Genomic DNA, 13831 nt, shown 5'->3' with positions numbered 1-13831 from the left:
CTCCCAGCTCGATCGCTTACCCGGCCGACTCTACGTCGCGGATCTGCTTAAGCAGCAGGAACCCGACCGCGAAGGTGAGCATCACCATCACCGCGACCACCCAGAACGTCCGCTGGGCCGCGTCGGCGGTCCCGGCGTCGAGTCGGGTCCCCAGGTCATCGCGGCCGGCCTGACGGTGATCGCGCAGGCCAGCCTGGACGACGAGCGGCTGAAGTTCGACTACGCGGCCCGCGGCGGCGAGGAGTCCGGACGGCTGGTCGAACCGCATCGGCTCGGCTCACCCGGCCGACGGTGGTACCTGGTGGCGTGGGACTTCGTCGAGGCCCAGATCAAGGCCAGGCCGAACCCGCCGCCTGACGATGAACGTCGACACCTTCGATTGGCCCGTGCTGATCCTCGCCGCCATCGGCGCACCCTTCGAGGTCGAGCGGCCTTCGGCGTTCAAAAATCACCTCGGCGCCGTCGCCACCCTCTTCTCCCGGGCTTCCGGCGGCTAGCATCGGGCCCGTGAGCACCTATGTCGCGGCCGAGGGCCGATACGAGAGCATCCCCTACCGCCGCACCGGGCGCAGCGGGCTGAAGCTGCCCGCGATCTCGCTGGGCCTGTGGCACAACTTCGGGCACGACAAGCCGCTGGGCACGCAGCGGGACATCGCGCGGCGGGCGTTCGACCTGGGTATCACCCATTTCGACCTCGCCAACAACTACGGCCCGCCCTACGGCTCGGCGGAGGAGAACTTCGGCAGGCTGCTGGCCTCGGACTTCAAGCCGTACCGCGACGAACTGGTCATCTCGACCAAGGCGGGCTACGACATGTGGCCGGGCCCTTACGGTGAGTGGGGCTCGCGCAAATACCTGCTGTCCTCTTTGGACCAGTCGCTCGGCCGGATGGGCCTGGACCACGTCGACATCTTCTACTCGCACCGCTTCGATCCCGACACGCCGCTCGAGGAGACCGTCGGCGCGCTCGACACCGCCGTCCGCTCCGGGCGCGCGCTGTACGTCGGTATTTCGTCGTACTCGTCGGAGAAGACCGCCGAAGCCGCGCGGCTCCTGCGGGAACTGGGCACGCCGCTGCTGATCCACCAGCCGTCGTACTCGATGTTCAACCGCTGGCTCGAAGGCGACAAGCTGCTCGACACCCTCGAAACCGAAGGCGCGGGCTGCATCGCGTTCTCGCCGCTGGCGCAGGGCATGCTGACGAGCCGCTACCTCGACGGCATCCCGGAGAACTCCCGTGCCGCGCAAGGAAAGTCCCTGAACCCGGACACCATCACCGAGAGCACCCTCGGCAAGATCCGGGCACTGAACGAGATCGCGCGGCGTCGCGGGCAGACGCTGGCCCAGCTCGCGCTGGCGTGGGGTCTGCGCGACCCGCGGATGACGTCGGTGCTGATCGGCGCGAGCAGCGTCGCCCAGCTGGAGGACAACGTCGGCGCGCTGAAGAACCTGCACTTCACCAACGAAGAGCTGGCCGAGATCGACCGCTACGCCACCGAGGCCGACATCAACCTGTGGAAGCGGTCTACCGACGGAGCTTGATCGCTCGCGCGACGAGAACGCCGGCGTAGAGCGCGGAAAGGATGAATCCGAACACGTAGGAGAGTGTCGGGTTCTCGAAAAACATCCCGAGGATGACACCGAGGATCAAGGTGCCGACGATCAGGATGAGCGCCGTACCGACCACCCAGCCGAGCACACTCGCCGGTGTCCACACGAGCTCGGGTTCGGTGTCTCGGTTCATCCGCCCAGTGTGACCGCCACGTTCGGGGACAGGTCCCGAAAACGCGTTGCCCCAGCGGGCGGAGGGACCGAGACTGCGGACATGACGTTCGATGATCTACTCGCCGAAGGAGAGGCCGTCCCGGTCGAAGGCTGGGACTTCTCGTGGTTCGAAGGCCGGGCCACGGAGGAACGGCCGCCATGGGGTTACTCGCGGCTGCTCGGCCAGCGGATGGCGACGGCGGGGGCCGGGCTGGACCTGCAGACCGGCGGCGGCGAGGTGCTCGCGGGCATCCCGAAACCGCCGCCGGTCCTCGCCGCGACGGAAGGCTGGCCGCCGAACGTCGCGGTCGCCCGGAAAACCCTCGCGCCGCTCGGCGGCGATGTGGTCGAAGCGGAATACGACGCGCCTCTGCCCTTCCCCGACGAGTCCTTCGACGTGGTGAGCAGTCGCCATCCGATCGACAACCCGTGGCGGGAGATCGCACGCGTCCTGCGGCCCGGCGGAATTTTCCTGTCGCAACAGATCGTTGCCGGGACCGTCCGGGAACTGAAGGAGTTCTTCCTCGGCCCGCAGGACTACGGCGGCTGGACCCCCGAGGTGCTGCGCACCGAGGCGGAAGCCGTCGGACTCCGCGTGGAGCGGCTGGAACCGGCGAAACTACGGATGGAGTTCTTCGATCTCGCCGCGGTGGTGCACTTCCTGCGGAAGGTGATCTGGATCGTCCCGGGCTTCACCGTGAACGGCCATCGCGACAAGCTCGCGGAACTCCATCGGATGATCGAGACCGACGGGAAGTTCGTCGCGCACTCGCGGCGGGTGCTCGTCGAGGCCGTCAAGCCTGGCCACACCTTCGAGTGATCGGCGGCCGCGCACCGCGGTAGGTACCTAAACCCTGACCCGTCCTTATCACTCACGAGCCCAAGCGCTCCAGGTGCTCAGCCGTCAACTCGACCTTCGCGGCGGCGAAGTTCTCTTCCAGGTGCGCGATCTTCGCTGTCCCCGGGATCGGCAGGATCACCGGTGACCGCGCGAGCAGCCACGCGAGCCCGACCTGCGCCGTCGTCACCCCGAGTTCTTGCGCGACGGAGGCGATCTCGGCGGTGGCGTTCGACGCGGCGCCCAGCACCGGACGCCAAGGCAGGAAAGCGACCCCGGCCGCCTCACACGCGTTCAGTACCGCTTCGTACTCCCGGTCCACGAGGCTGTAGCGGTTCTGCACGCTGGCGATTTCGACGATCTCGCGGGCACGGGTGAGTTCGTCCACGGTGACCTCGGACAACCCGACCCGGCCGATTTTGCCCTCGTCACGCAGCTCCCGCAGCGCGCCGAGCTGATCGGCCAGTGGGGTCTCCGGATCGAGGCGGTGCAACTGAAGCAATTCGATCCGTCCGACCCGGAGACGGCGCAGCCCCTCGTCGACCTGCACCCGCAGCGATTCCGGCCGGGCGTCGTACTTCCAGTCGTCCCCGGTCCGCACGACGCCGACCTTGGTGGTGACCACGAGGTCGTCCGGGTACGGGTACAGCGCTTCGGCGAGCAGCTCCTCGTTGGCTCCTCCGCCGTACAGGTGCGCGGTGTCGATCAGCGTGATGCCGATTTCGACGGCCCTTCGCACCAAGGCGATGGACGCCTCGCGCCCGGGTCCGGGCTCGGTCGGCAGCCGCATCGCGCCGAAGCCGAGACGGTGTACGGGCAGGTCTCCGCCGATGGCGAACGTGTTCATGGGGGAAACCTAGCGCAGCGGATCCCGCGGCGAAGGCAGATGTGAGGTGTCCGGGAACATGTGGAGCGCGCGCAGGGCGGCGCCGAGTTCGGCGATGTCGGCCGGGTCGGTCAGCGAACGGCCGAGTTCCTCGGTGATCCGCTTCAGGCGGTGCCGGATCGTGTTGGGGTGGCAGAACATCCGTTCCGACGTCAGTTTCGTGGAACCCTGGCATTCGAACCACGCCCGCAGCGTCAGCAGCAGCACGTTCCGGTCGTCGCCGGGCAGGTCCAGGATCGGCCGCAGCACGTGGTGCGCGAGCTGGACCGACGCCTCGGGCGCGCTGGCGACGAGACCGGCGAGCGGGGATTCGTTGAACTGCACCATTCCCGTCGTCCCCGCCGTCATGCTCGAGAGCGCGACCCGCGCCAGGTGCAGCGCGCGGGAGGTGTTCCCGAGACCGGTGAACACCGGGCTGACGCCGATGCGGCCGATCGAGTTCTCCCGCAGCAGCTCGATGATCACCTGCGACGCCAACGGATCCCGCATCGACACGACGCCGACCTGGAGGTCCGGAGTGAGCCGCCACGCGGACGCGTGATGCCGGTCGCGAAGCCGGCTTTCTATCTGTGGCAGAGGTTCGTGCCCGACGCGCGGGGTCTCCGCCGCGACGACCACATAGGTCCCGTCGAGTGAGAGTTCCAGCACACGCGCGATGTCCCACAGCGTGCCCTCGGTCGCGGCGCCACCGGCGAAGAGCGCCTCGACCAACGCGGAGCGTCGGCTTTGGTGCGCCAGCATGACTTCGGCGGTGGTGTCGCGGTAGGTCGTCGTCAAGGCCTCGGCGTAGTCGTCGATCAGCGCCCAGATCGCCGACGTCGCGGCGACGAGGCCGCGGAGGTCATGGTGCTCGCCCGAAGCGGTCAGTTCGACGAACCGGTTCCACACCTCGGTGAGCCCGATCCGGTACGCCCGCAGGAGTTCCGGCAGCGGCGCGCCCTGCAGGGCCCGTGCGCGCCCGGTCGCCCGTGCCTGCGCGAGGTCGGGTTCCTCCGTGCCGCGCAGGGTCCGCATGACGTACTCGAGATTGTTCCGCACCGAGGTCCGCAGTTCGGCGAGGGACACGAACCGCGCGTCGTGGTACACCGGCATCTCGGCGCGGATCTGTTCGACCGTGGTCTCGATCAATCCGGGCAGCTGCCGTTCGACCTCGACGGCGAGTTCGGCGACCACGGCCGCCGAACCTTCGCGGAGCACAGTTCGATAGTGCATGGACGCCCTCCGAGGCAAGGACTGCGCGTCGAGCCCCTGGGAACGTCATCTAACACGACATCTTCGAAAGTGGCCGGTCGAAACCAAAAGGCGCCGCCGGTACGGCGAAAAATGGGGATTTTCACCGCACCGGCGGAATTCTCACATCTTCGCTGCCGCGCTCTTGATAGCCTCGCGGATCCGGAAGTAGGTGCCGCACCGGCAGACGTTCTGGATCGCGTCGATCTCGGCGTCCGTCGGGTTCTTCGTCTTCTTCAGCAGCGCCACCGCGGCCATGATCTGCCCCGGCTGACAGTAGCCGCACTGCGCGACGTCCTGCTCCAGCCAGGCCTCCTGCACCGGATGCAGGTCTTCGCCGTCGGCGAGGCCTTCGATCGTGGTGACGTCCTTGCCCGAGCAATCGGACACCGGCGTCACGCACGGGTTGAACGCCTCGCCGTCGAGGTGACTGGTGCAGGCCTTGCAGACGTTGATCCCGCAGCCGTACTTCGGGCCGCGGACACCGAGCTTGTCCCGCAGGGCCCACAGCATGGGCAGATCCGCGGGCGCGTCGACGGTGACGGTCTTCCCGTTCACCGTGAAGGTGTAGTTGGGCATCGCAACTCCTTGGCAGGGCGAGAAATTCAGCGGGGGAACGGCTCGAAGTCGACCGGGAAGTTGATCGGGAAGCTGCGCGGTTTGATGCCGGTGGCCCGCGCGTAGGCGTTTCCGATCGCGCCGACCGGAGCGGGCACGCCCAGTTCGCCCGCGCCACCGATCTCACCCGTCTCGGGCATGACGAACACCTCGACGTCCGTCGGCGAGTTCTTCTGCCGCGCGTAGTGGAATTGCGAGTAGCTGCCCTCCAGCGGCAGGCCCTTGTCGATGTGCAGGCCGGCGGTCAGCGTCGTGGAGATGCCGTCGGTCAGGCCGCCGAGCATCTGTGCCTCGATCCCGCGCGGGTTGATCGGCTTGCCGACGTCGACCGCGATCGTCGCCTTGGTGACGCGCGGGTTCTTCGGGTCGCGGCCGTCGAGTTCGACGAGGCAAGCGGTGTACGACTTGTACTCGCCGTGCACGGCGACACCCTGCGCGAAGCCCTCGGGCATCTTCTTGCCCCACTCGCCGAGTTCGGCGACCTTGTCCAGCACGGCGCGCTGCCGCTCGTTCTTGATGAACTCCCGCCGGAACGCGACGGGGTCCTTGCCGAGCTTCGCGGCGATCTCGTCGACCATGATCTCTTCCGCGCCGCGGGTGCTCGCCGAGTACACCGACCGCCAGGCGCCGGTGTGGAAGGCATGCGGGACCTCGTTGAGCAGCTGTGTGGTGACGCCGAAGTTGTACGGCGACTTCACCGTCAGCAGGAACACCGTCTGCGCGAAGCTCAGGTTCCCGGCGACCGGCAGCTGGGCGGCGAAGGCGGTGAGAACCTCGCCGAGCCCGTGACCCCAGTCGGTCTCCACACTGGCGACGCGGTGTTCGAAGGTGAGCACCTGGCCGAGCGCGAAGGTGGCGCGGATCTTGTGGTGGCTCGCGGCGCGGGCGCGGCCGTGGCGCATGTCGTCGATGCGGCTCCACATCAACCGCACCGGCCGCTTCATCGCCTTCGAGATCCGCGCGGCTTCGATCGCGCCGTCGGAGAACAGCCTTCGGCCGAACGAACCGCCGGCCTGCTGGACGTGCACGGTGACCTTGTTCACCGGCAACCCGAGTTCCTGCGCGATGTTCTGCTTCGCGAGGATCGGGACCTTCATGCCGGACCAGATGGTCGCGCTGTCCTCACGGACGTCGGCGACCGCCGAGTTGGTCTCCAGCGGCGCGTGGCTCGCGAAGGCGAAGTCGAATTCACCGTCGACGTACTGCGTCAGCAGCGGCGGCACGACGAACGGCAGTGCCGCGGCCCGCAGCTTCTTCTTGATCGTCGCGTTGTTCTCGCCGTCGACGGTGCCGCCGTTCCAGGTGACCTCGAGCGCGTTCTTACCGTCGAGCGCCTGGCCGAAGGTCTCCGCCATCACCGCGACACCGGTCTTGATGACGGCGATGTCGAGGATGCCGGGCATCGCGCGGACGGCGGCCTCGTTGTCGACCTTCTTGACCGTGCCGTTGATCGAGGGCGGACGGCGGACCATGACCGGTTTCGCGTCCGGGATGTCCAGGTCGAGCGTGTACTTCAGCTGTCCGGTGACCATCGCGCGGGCGTCCTTGCGCGACTGCGGCGTGCCGACCAGTTTGTGTGTGGACTCGGCCTTCGGGGTCGCCACGAGCTTTCCCAGATCGGCGCGGGCGGCGGGTTGGGACAGCGCGCCGTAGCCGAGGCGGCGGCCGTCCGGCGCGATCACCGAACCGTCCCTTGTGGACAGTCGATCGGCATTGGCACCCCACTGTCGCGCGGCGGTCGTGACCAGCCGGGCGCGGGCGGTGGCGGCCGCTGTCCGCACGGGGGTGTACAACGAGCGCATCGTGTTGGAGCCGCCGGTCAGCTGGTTGAACAGCAGTTCCGGACGGGCGTCGGAAAGCACGACGTCGACACGGTCGAGCGGAAGGTCCATCTCTTCGGCGACCAGCATCGCGTTCGCCGTGGTGATGCCCTGGCCGACCTCGGACCGAGGCAGTTCCAGCCGCACGCGGCCGTCTTCGCGGACTTCGAGTACGAGCAGGCCGGCGGTGGGGGCGTTCGAAAGGATCAGGACGTCGCCGAGGTCGAGGATCTCGGCCGGGCCGGGCAGGGTCGGGATGACGGCTTCGGCCTCTTCGGGCGCGACGGCGTCGATACCGATCTTCGTGGCGATCGTGAGAGTGGGCGCCGCGACGAGGAAGGTCAGAAACCGGCGACGGCCGAGGCCACCGGGGTCCTGGCCCTCGGTTGTGGTGGGACTGGCCATCGGGAAGATCCCTTCGAGAGCGCGCGGAGAAGGTGGGGACCTCGCGCGGCCTGGGGTGGATGGCGACACGCTAGGCAGCGGCATTCGGCCTAGTCAACGCGGAGTAGTCGGGTCAGCCCATCTGTGTGACGAGGTGACAGCGAACGCCCCCAAATGTGTGCCGCGCCACAGCGCACCCCCGCAATTAGTCCTCTAGTTGCGGTAGTTGCACGCGCTAAGGACCGCAACTAGAGGACTAATTGCGGCGGGGAGGTCAGATGGAGTCGCGCTCCCGGCCCGCTTCGAGCAGGTCTTCGCGGGCACGCGCGATACGGGAGCGGACGGTGCCGACCGGACAGCCGCAGATCTCGGCGGCCTCGGCGTACGAAAGCCCCAGCACCTGGGTGAGGACGAGGACCTCGCGTCGTTCCGGGTCGAGCCCGTCGAGCAGCATCCGCAGCTCCACCAGGTCCTCGAACCCCGCGACACCCTCCGCTTGACGAGCGCCGCGACGCTCGGCGGTGGCTTCCCAGTCGACGTCGGCGAGCTTCGGACGCGCGGACGCCGCCCGGATGCGGTCGACGACCACGCGCCGGGCGATCGACAGGAGCCAGGTCCGCGAGGAGGACCGGCCGGCGAACCGGCGCAGGCTGCCGAACGCGCGCAGGTACGTCTCCTGGGTGAGATCGTCGGCGGCACTGACGTCGGCGAGGTGCGCGACGAAGCGCCAGACGTCGGCCTGGGTGGCCCGCACCCAGTCCTCGAGCGCCCGCCGGTCACCACGCGCCGCGTCGAGTGCGAGCGCGGTCACCCGCTCGTCGTCGTGGTTGCGCGGCCCGGCCATACGGGAAACGTAGCAGCGTCTTGGGAACCGGGGCAGGCCCGCGCCCGACAAGTGAGACGTGAAGTGCGAGACCTGCCGCGAGGCCCTGTCGGCCCGGCTCGACGGCGAAACCGAACCCGCCCCGCCCGAGGTGGCCGACCGGCACGTGGCCGGCTGCGCCGCCTGCCGGTCGTGGCTCGCCCGCGCCGAGCGGCTGCACCGGACGATGCTGCTCCGGCCCGCTCCCCCGGTCCCGGACCTCACCGCGGTCATCCTGGAGCGCACCCCCGCCCCGCCGAGCGAGGGCTGGCCCGCCAGGATCGCGCTCGCCCTGGTCGCCGTCGCGCAGCTCGCCCTCGCTTTCGCCCAACTGCTGGGTGTCGACGGCCACGCCGCCGGACACGACACGGAGTCCCTGGTCGGGCACCTTTCGCACGAGAGCAGCGCGTGGAACCTCGCCGTCGGTGTCGGACTCGGCTGGGCGGCCGCCCGCACGAAGGCGGCGTCCGGGCAACTGCCGGCGTTGACCGGCTTCGTCGCGCTACTGCTGGCGTTGTCGGCGGGCGACCTCGTCACGGGACAGGTCACCGCCGGGCGCGTGCTCACCCACGGACTGGTCGTCCTCGGCCTGGTGCTGCTGTTCGTGGTGAACCGCCAGCATCGCCTCCGCAACCGTCCCAGCCCGGCGACGGCGGCCGACACGCCGGATTCCTACTCCACGGAATCGGACTACGAAACCGGTGAGACCCCCGAACGATCCCGCCAGCACAGGGGATTCCGGCGTCCGGCGAGCCGCCATGTCGCTTGACCCGATTGGTCTAGACCATTGCCCGTCACTGGGAGCACCCATCCGGATACCGGGTGAATCACCGGATTTCGCGCGCGGCGTGCGCGGTTCGCGGCCCGGACACGTTTATCGTCGCCAAGAACCACCGAATGTAAACCTTCTTGCCCTTTTCGGGCCGGACCCGGATAACTTTGGTGGGAACACCTTGGTTCGACAGGAGGCGAAGCTCGTGGTTGGCGCAGAAAGTCCGCCCGTCGGCACCCCCGCCGGGATGCGGAAGATCAATCAGCGCGCCGTGCTGGACCTCCTGCGCCGCAGCGGCCCCGCCACGCGGCCGCAAGTCGCCAAGGACACCGGCCTTTCGAAACCCACGGTGAGCCAAGCGTTACTGGCCCTCGAAGCGGCCGGTCTCGCCAGGGCGACCGGGCACACCTCGACCGGCACCGGCCGGTCCGCCGTCCTCTACGAAGCGGATCCCACGGCCGGGTACGTCCTCGGTGTCGACATCGGACGCGAGCATCTCCGTGTCGCCGTCTCGGATCTCGGCCACACCGTGGTCGCCCGCCGTGACGAGCGGAACACCTCGCGTTCGGGCACCGCGCTCGTCAGCGCCGTCGGCGCCCTCGCGACGGCGACGGTGCGCGAAGCGGGACTGAGCCAGGCCGACATCGTCGTGCGAGTCCTCGGTTCGCCGGGCGTCGCGGACCCGGCCAAGCGCTGCTTCCGGCACGCGCCGAACCTGCCCGGCTGGGGCAAGGCCGGTCTGCTCGACGAACTCGAAGGCGTTCTCGGCCCGGATCTCATGGTCGAGAACGACGCGAATCTCACCGCCGTCGGCGAATGGGAACGCGGTGCCGCGCGTGGCGCGTCCGTGTTCGGCTGCATCACCATCGGCACCGGCGTCGGCATGGGCGTGATGGTCAACGGCGAGGTCTTCCGCGGCGCGACGGGCGCGGCGGGCGAAATCGGCTACCTGCCCTACGGCCAATCGCACGCGGCGAACGACGGCGAAGACGCGCCGCCGGTCCGCGGCCACCTCGAAGAGGCCACAGCGGCGCAGTCCGTGGTCCGCGGCGCACGCGAACTCGGCCTCGGCACGGCGAAATCGGCGCGCGAGGTCTTCCGCCTCGCCCGCGACGGCGACGAACTCGCCCTGCGCGCCGTCGAGGAGGAGGCGGACAGGCTCGCCTACACCGTGGCCTCGGTGGCCGCGGTGATCGACCCCGAACTGATCGTGCTCGGCGGCGGCATCGGCACCGCGGCCGATCTGCTGCTCGACCCGATCGACCGCGCGCTGCGCTCGTTCACCCCCCTCGTCCCGTCGGTCGTACAGGGCGAATTGGGCGACGACGGCGTGCTGACCGGCGCGATCAGCGTCGGCCTGCGGGCGGCCGAGGGCCTGGTCTTCGAACGGAAGGTCGGCGCGGCCTGAACCGCATTACCTCAGCGGTAATCGACGGCGGAGCGCTCTCGCGAAACATCCCGGAAGCTGAGCGAGCACCGGCGGGCACGGGTAGCGTGCGGAGGCATGATCGGTCTGCCCCACACCATCACGGCCTGCCTCTTCGACCTCGACGGCGTGCTGACCGGAACCGCGGCCCAGCACCGCGCAGCATGGAAACGCACGTTCGACGACTTCCTGCGCACCCGCGACAGTGACGCGTTCTCCCCCTTCACCGACGCCGACTACGCGGCCTACGTCGACGGAAGGCCGAGGGCGGACGGCGTCCGCACCTTCCTCACCTCGCGCGGGATCGAACTGCCAGAGGGAAAGCCGGACGACGCCATCGACGCCGCCACCGTCAACGGCGTCGGGAACCGCAAGAACCAGCTCGTCCTGAAGATCATCGACGAGGAGGGCGTCACCCCGTACCCGGGTTCCGTGCGGTATCTGGAGGCGGCGAAGGCGGCCGGACTACGCATCGGCGTCGTCACCTCGTCGGCCAATGGCGCGAAGGTGCTCGACGCCGCCGACCTGACCAAGTTCGTCGAAACGCGGATCGACGGGATCGTGCTCGCCGAAAAGGGCCTGCGCGGCAAACCCGCTCCCGACTCGTTCCTCGCCGGCGCCGAGGCATTCGGTGTCGCACCGGAGAACGCCGCCGTCTTCGAGGACGCGCTCGCGGGCGTCCAGGCCGGGAAAGACGGCGGATTCGGTTACGTGGTCGGGGTGAACCGCGCGCACCAGGCGGGCGAACTGCTCGAACACGGCGCGAACGTCGTGGTGGACGATCTCGCCGAACTCCTGGAGGACCGCAAGTGACCGACTCGCTTTTCCACGGCTACGAGGTCGCACCCTGGGAGCTGCGGTGGCGCGGCATGGACGTCGACGCCCTGCAGCGCACCGAATCGGCGTTCGCGTTGTCCAACGGGCACATCGGCCTGCGCGGCACGCTGGAGGAAGCCGAGCCCCGCGGCCTGCCTGGCACCTACCTGAACGGTTTCTACGAGCAGCACGACCTTCCGTACGCGGAAACCGGTTACGGCTACCCGGAGGAGGGACAGACCGTCGTCAACGTGACCGACGGCAAGATCATCCGGCTGCTGGTCGAGGACGAGCCGCTCGACATGCGGTACGGCCAGGCGACCGACCACGACCGCGTCCTCGACTTCCGGAAGGGCACGCTCGCGCGCAGCACCGTGTGGTCCTCGCCGACCGGGCGCCGGGTCCGGGTGAAGACCGAACGCCTGGTCTCCTTCACCCAGCGGGCCGTCGCCGCGATCCGGTACGAGGTCGAACCGCTCGACGACGAACTCCAGCTGGTGGTGCAGTCGGATCTGCTGGCCAACGAGCCGATCGAGTCCGACACGCGTGACCCGCGGGTCGCGGCGGCGCTGGAGTCGCCACTGGTCTCGGAGTTCCACCATTCCGAGGCCTATCACGCCGTGCTGGTGCACCAGACCCGCAAATCCGGGCTGCGGATGGCCGCGGCGATGGACCACAAGATCGACGTCACCGACGGCGTCCGCACGCAGATCCAGGCCGAAGACGACATGGCACGGCTCACCATCGCCGTCGACGTGCCGAAGGGCGGACGCCTGCGGATCACCAAGTTCCTCGCCTACGGCTGGTCCGCGAAACGTTCGGTACCCGCCGTGCGCGCGCAGGTCGACGCCGCCCTGGCCGGGGCGCGGCAGACCGGCTGGAAAGGACTGCTCGCCGAGCAGAAGGAGTTCCTCGACGACTTCTGGGAGACGTCGGACATCGAGATCGACGGCGATCCGGAACTTCAGCAGGCGGTGCGGTTCGCGCTCTTCCATCTCCTGCAGGCCGGGGCCCGCGGCGAGACGAGGGCCTTGGCGGGCAAGGGCTTGACCGGTCCCGGCTACGACGGGCACGCGTTCTGGGACACGGAGACCTTCGTCCTGCCCGCACTCACCTACAGTATACCGGACGCCGCCCGCGACGCCCTGCGCTGGCGTCACTCCACTTTGGACAAAGCAAGGGAAAGGGCGACACAGCTGGGTTTACGCGGTGCGGCGTTCCCCTGGCGATCCATCAACGGCGCGGAATGCTCAGCGTACTGGCCGGCGGGCACGGCGGCGTTCCACGTCAGCGCGGACATCTCGGACGCCGTCGTGCGCTACCTCAACGCCACCGGCGACAGCGAGTTCATGCGGACCTGCGGCGCGGAATTGCTCCTCGAAACCGCGCGGATGTGGTTGTCGCTTGGCCATTTCGATCGCCATGGCCGGTTCCGGATCGACGGTGTCACCGGGCCGGACGAGTACTCCGCGGTGGCGGACAACAACGTCTACACGAACCTGATGGCACGCCGGAACCTGTTCTACGCCGCCGAAATCTGCGGACAGCACGAGGATGTCGCGACCGCTTTCGACGTCGGCGCGGACGAGGTCGAGTCTTGGCGCGAGGCGGCCGACGCGATGCTGGTGCCCTACGACGAAGACCTCGGCGTCCACCCGCAGTCCGAAGGGTTCCTGGAGCACGACGAATGGGATTTCGAGGCCACGGAACCTGATTTCTACCCGCTGCTGCTGCACTTCCCCTACTTCGACCTGTACCGCAAGCAGGTGGTCAAGCAGGCGGATCTGGTGCTCGCGCTGCACCTGTGCGGGGATTCCTTCACCCCGGAGGAAAAGGCGCGCGACTTCGCCTACTACGAGGCGCGGACGGTGCGGGACTCCTCCCTGTCGGCGGGAACGCAGGCCGTGGTGGCGGCCGAGGTCGGGCATCTCGAACTGGCCTACGACTATCTCGCCGAGGCCGCGCTGACCGACCTGCACGACGTACACAACAACGTCCGCAACGGCCTGCACATGGCTTCGCTGGCAGGCGCGTGGCAAGGCACCGTCGCCGGGTTCGGCGGACTGCGCGACTACGGCGGCCGGCTGACCTTCGCGCCGCGACTGCCTCCGCAGTTGCAGCGCATCGCGTTCCGGCTGACCTTCCGCGGCACCCGGTTCCAGGTCGAGATCGACGGCGAGGGTGCGACGTATCACGTGATCACCGGGGAGCCGCTCGAGCTGGCGCACCACGGGGAGACGTTCACCGTGAGTTCGGAGCCGGTGCGGCTGCCGATCCCGGCGCTCGACCCGGGTCCGGCGCCGGTGCAGCCTCAGGGCCGGGCTCCGGTGCGGCGGCGACCGAAGGGCGCGTGACCGGGCCTCCCATCGGACCCGAGCGTGTGATGAACGGGACTTTCATGGCAAATTTGCCATG

Annotated in this window: 14 protein-coding genes; 7 read left to right on the top strand and 7 right to left on the bottom strand. The window is 68.8% G+C overall.

The annotated features are described in order from the left end of the window. Positions 1-16: 16 nt before the first annotated feature. Positions 17-268, bottom strand: a complete 252-nt coding sequence (locus ACM6LU_RS14245; RefSeq protein WP_414938591.1) for a hypothetical protein — start codon at positions 266-268, stop codon at positions 17-19. On the opposite strand from ACM6LU_RS14245, the gene ACM6LU_RS14240 reads away from it, so the two are divergent. Both ACM6LU_RS14240 and mgrA read left to right on the top strand, forming a co-directional pair. Continuing rightward, positions 176-511: a WYL domain-containing protein gene (locus ACM6LU_RS14240; protein ID WP_414938131.1), complete on the top strand. Its 336-nt coding sequence runs from the start codon at positions 176-178 to the stop codon at positions 509-511. The two genes, ACM6LU_RS14245 and ACM6LU_RS14240, sit on opposite strands and share 93 nt — an antisense overlap. Further along, positions 508-1542 (top strand): L-glyceraldehyde 3-phosphate reductase, encoded by a 1035-nt coding sequence (gene mgrA, locus ACM6LU_RS14235; protein ID WP_414938130.1) that lies wholly within the window; start codon positions 508-510, stop codon positions 1540-1542. The genes ACM6LU_RS14240 and mgrA overlap by 4 nt, the downstream gene beginning before the upstream one ends. Here mgrA and ACM6LU_RS14230 read toward each other — a convergent pair. Continuing rightward, the gene (locus ACM6LU_RS14230) at positions 1526-1744 is read right to left on the bottom strand and encodes a hypothetical protein (protein WP_414938129.1); all 219 of its coding nucleotides are present in this window, start codon (positions 1742-1744) and stop codon (positions 1526-1528) included. The genes mgrA and ACM6LU_RS14230 overlap by 17 nt on opposite strands. An 81-nt stretch (positions 1745-1825) precedes the next feature. Here ACM6LU_RS14230 and ACM6LU_RS14225 point away from each other — a divergent pair, with 81 nt between their 5' ends. Beyond that, positions 1826-2584, top strand: a complete 759-nt coding sequence (locus tag ACM6LU_RS14225) for a class I SAM-dependent methyltransferase (protein WP_414938128.1) — start codon at positions 1826-1828, stop codon at positions 2582-2584. A 52-nt stretch (positions 2585-2636) separates the two neighbouring features. On the opposite strand, the gene ACM6LU_RS14220 is transcribed toward ACM6LU_RS14225, so the two are convergent. From ACM6LU_RS14220 to sigC, 5 genes are all read right to left on the bottom strand, one after another. Next, positions 2637-3449: an aldo/keto reductase gene (locus ACM6LU_RS14220; protein WP_414938127.1), complete on the bottom strand. Its 813-nt coding sequence runs from the start codon at positions 3447-3449 to the stop codon at positions 2637-2639. Positions 3450-3458: 9 nt separating this feature from the next. Then, complete coding sequence (locus ACM6LU_RS14215; protein ID WP_414938126.1) at positions 3459-4700, bottom strand: PucR family transcriptional regulator; 1242 nt, start codon at positions 4698-4700, stop codon at positions 3459-3461. A gap of 141 nt (positions 4701-4841) precedes the next feature. After that, positions 4842-5297: a (2Fe-2S)-binding protein gene (locus tag ACM6LU_RS14210; RefSeq protein WP_005155104.1), complete on the bottom strand. Its 456-nt coding sequence runs from the start codon at positions 5295-5297 to the stop codon at positions 4842-4844. 26 nt (positions 5298-5323) lie between these two features. Then, positions 5324-7561 (bottom strand): molybdopterin cofactor-binding domain-containing protein, encoded by a 2238-nt coding sequence (locus ACM6LU_RS14205; RefSeq protein ID WP_414938125.1) that lies wholly within the window; start codon positions 7559-7561, stop codon positions 5324-5326. A 253-nt stretch (positions 7562-7814) separates the two neighbouring features. Further along, entirely contained in the window at positions 7815-8384 is a 570-nt protein-coding gene (gene sigC / locus ACM6LU_RS14200; RefSeq protein WP_414938124.1) for an RNA polymerase sigma factor SigC, read from the bottom strand. Positions 8385-8442: 58 nt separating this feature from the next. Between sigC and ACM6LU_RS14195 the strand changes: the two genes are divergently transcribed. The 4 genes from ACM6LU_RS14195 to ACM6LU_RS14180 all read left to right on the top strand — a co-directional run bounded on the left by ACM6LU_RS14195 (position 8443) and on the right by ACM6LU_RS14180 (position 13770). Next, positions 8443-9171 (top strand): zf-HC2 domain-containing protein, encoded by a 729-nt coding sequence (locus ACM6LU_RS14195; protein WP_414938123.1) that lies wholly within the window; start codon positions 8443-8445, stop codon positions 9169-9171. A gap of 208 nt (positions 9172-9379) precedes the next feature. Next, the gene (locus ACM6LU_RS14190; RefSeq protein ID WP_414938122.1) at positions 9380-10582 is read left to right on the top strand and encodes an ROK family protein; all 1203 of its coding nucleotides are present in this window, start codon (positions 9380-9382) and stop codon (positions 10580-10582) included. 96 nt (positions 10583-10678) lie between these two features. Further along, entirely contained in the window at positions 10679-11413 is a 735-nt protein-coding gene (locus ACM6LU_RS14185; RefSeq protein WP_414938121.1) for an HAD family hydrolase, read from the top strand. A gap of 56 nt (positions 11414-11469) precedes the next feature. Further along, positions 11470-13770, top strand: coding sequence for a glycoside hydrolase family 65 protein (locus ACM6LU_RS14180; protein ID WP_414938570.1), 2301 nt, complete (start codon positions 11470-11472; stop codon positions 13768-13770). Positions 13771-13831: the final 61 nt, after the last annotated feature.

Source organism: Amycolatopsis sp. cmx-11-51 (genome assembly GCF_047608665.1).
Classification (GTDB): domain Bacteria; phylum Actinomycetota; class Actinomycetes; order Mycobacteriales; family Pseudonocardiaceae; genus Amycolatopsis.
The sequence above is the reverse complement of the archived record's forward strand: the minus strand, read 5'-3'. Positions and strand labels throughout refer to the sequence as shown.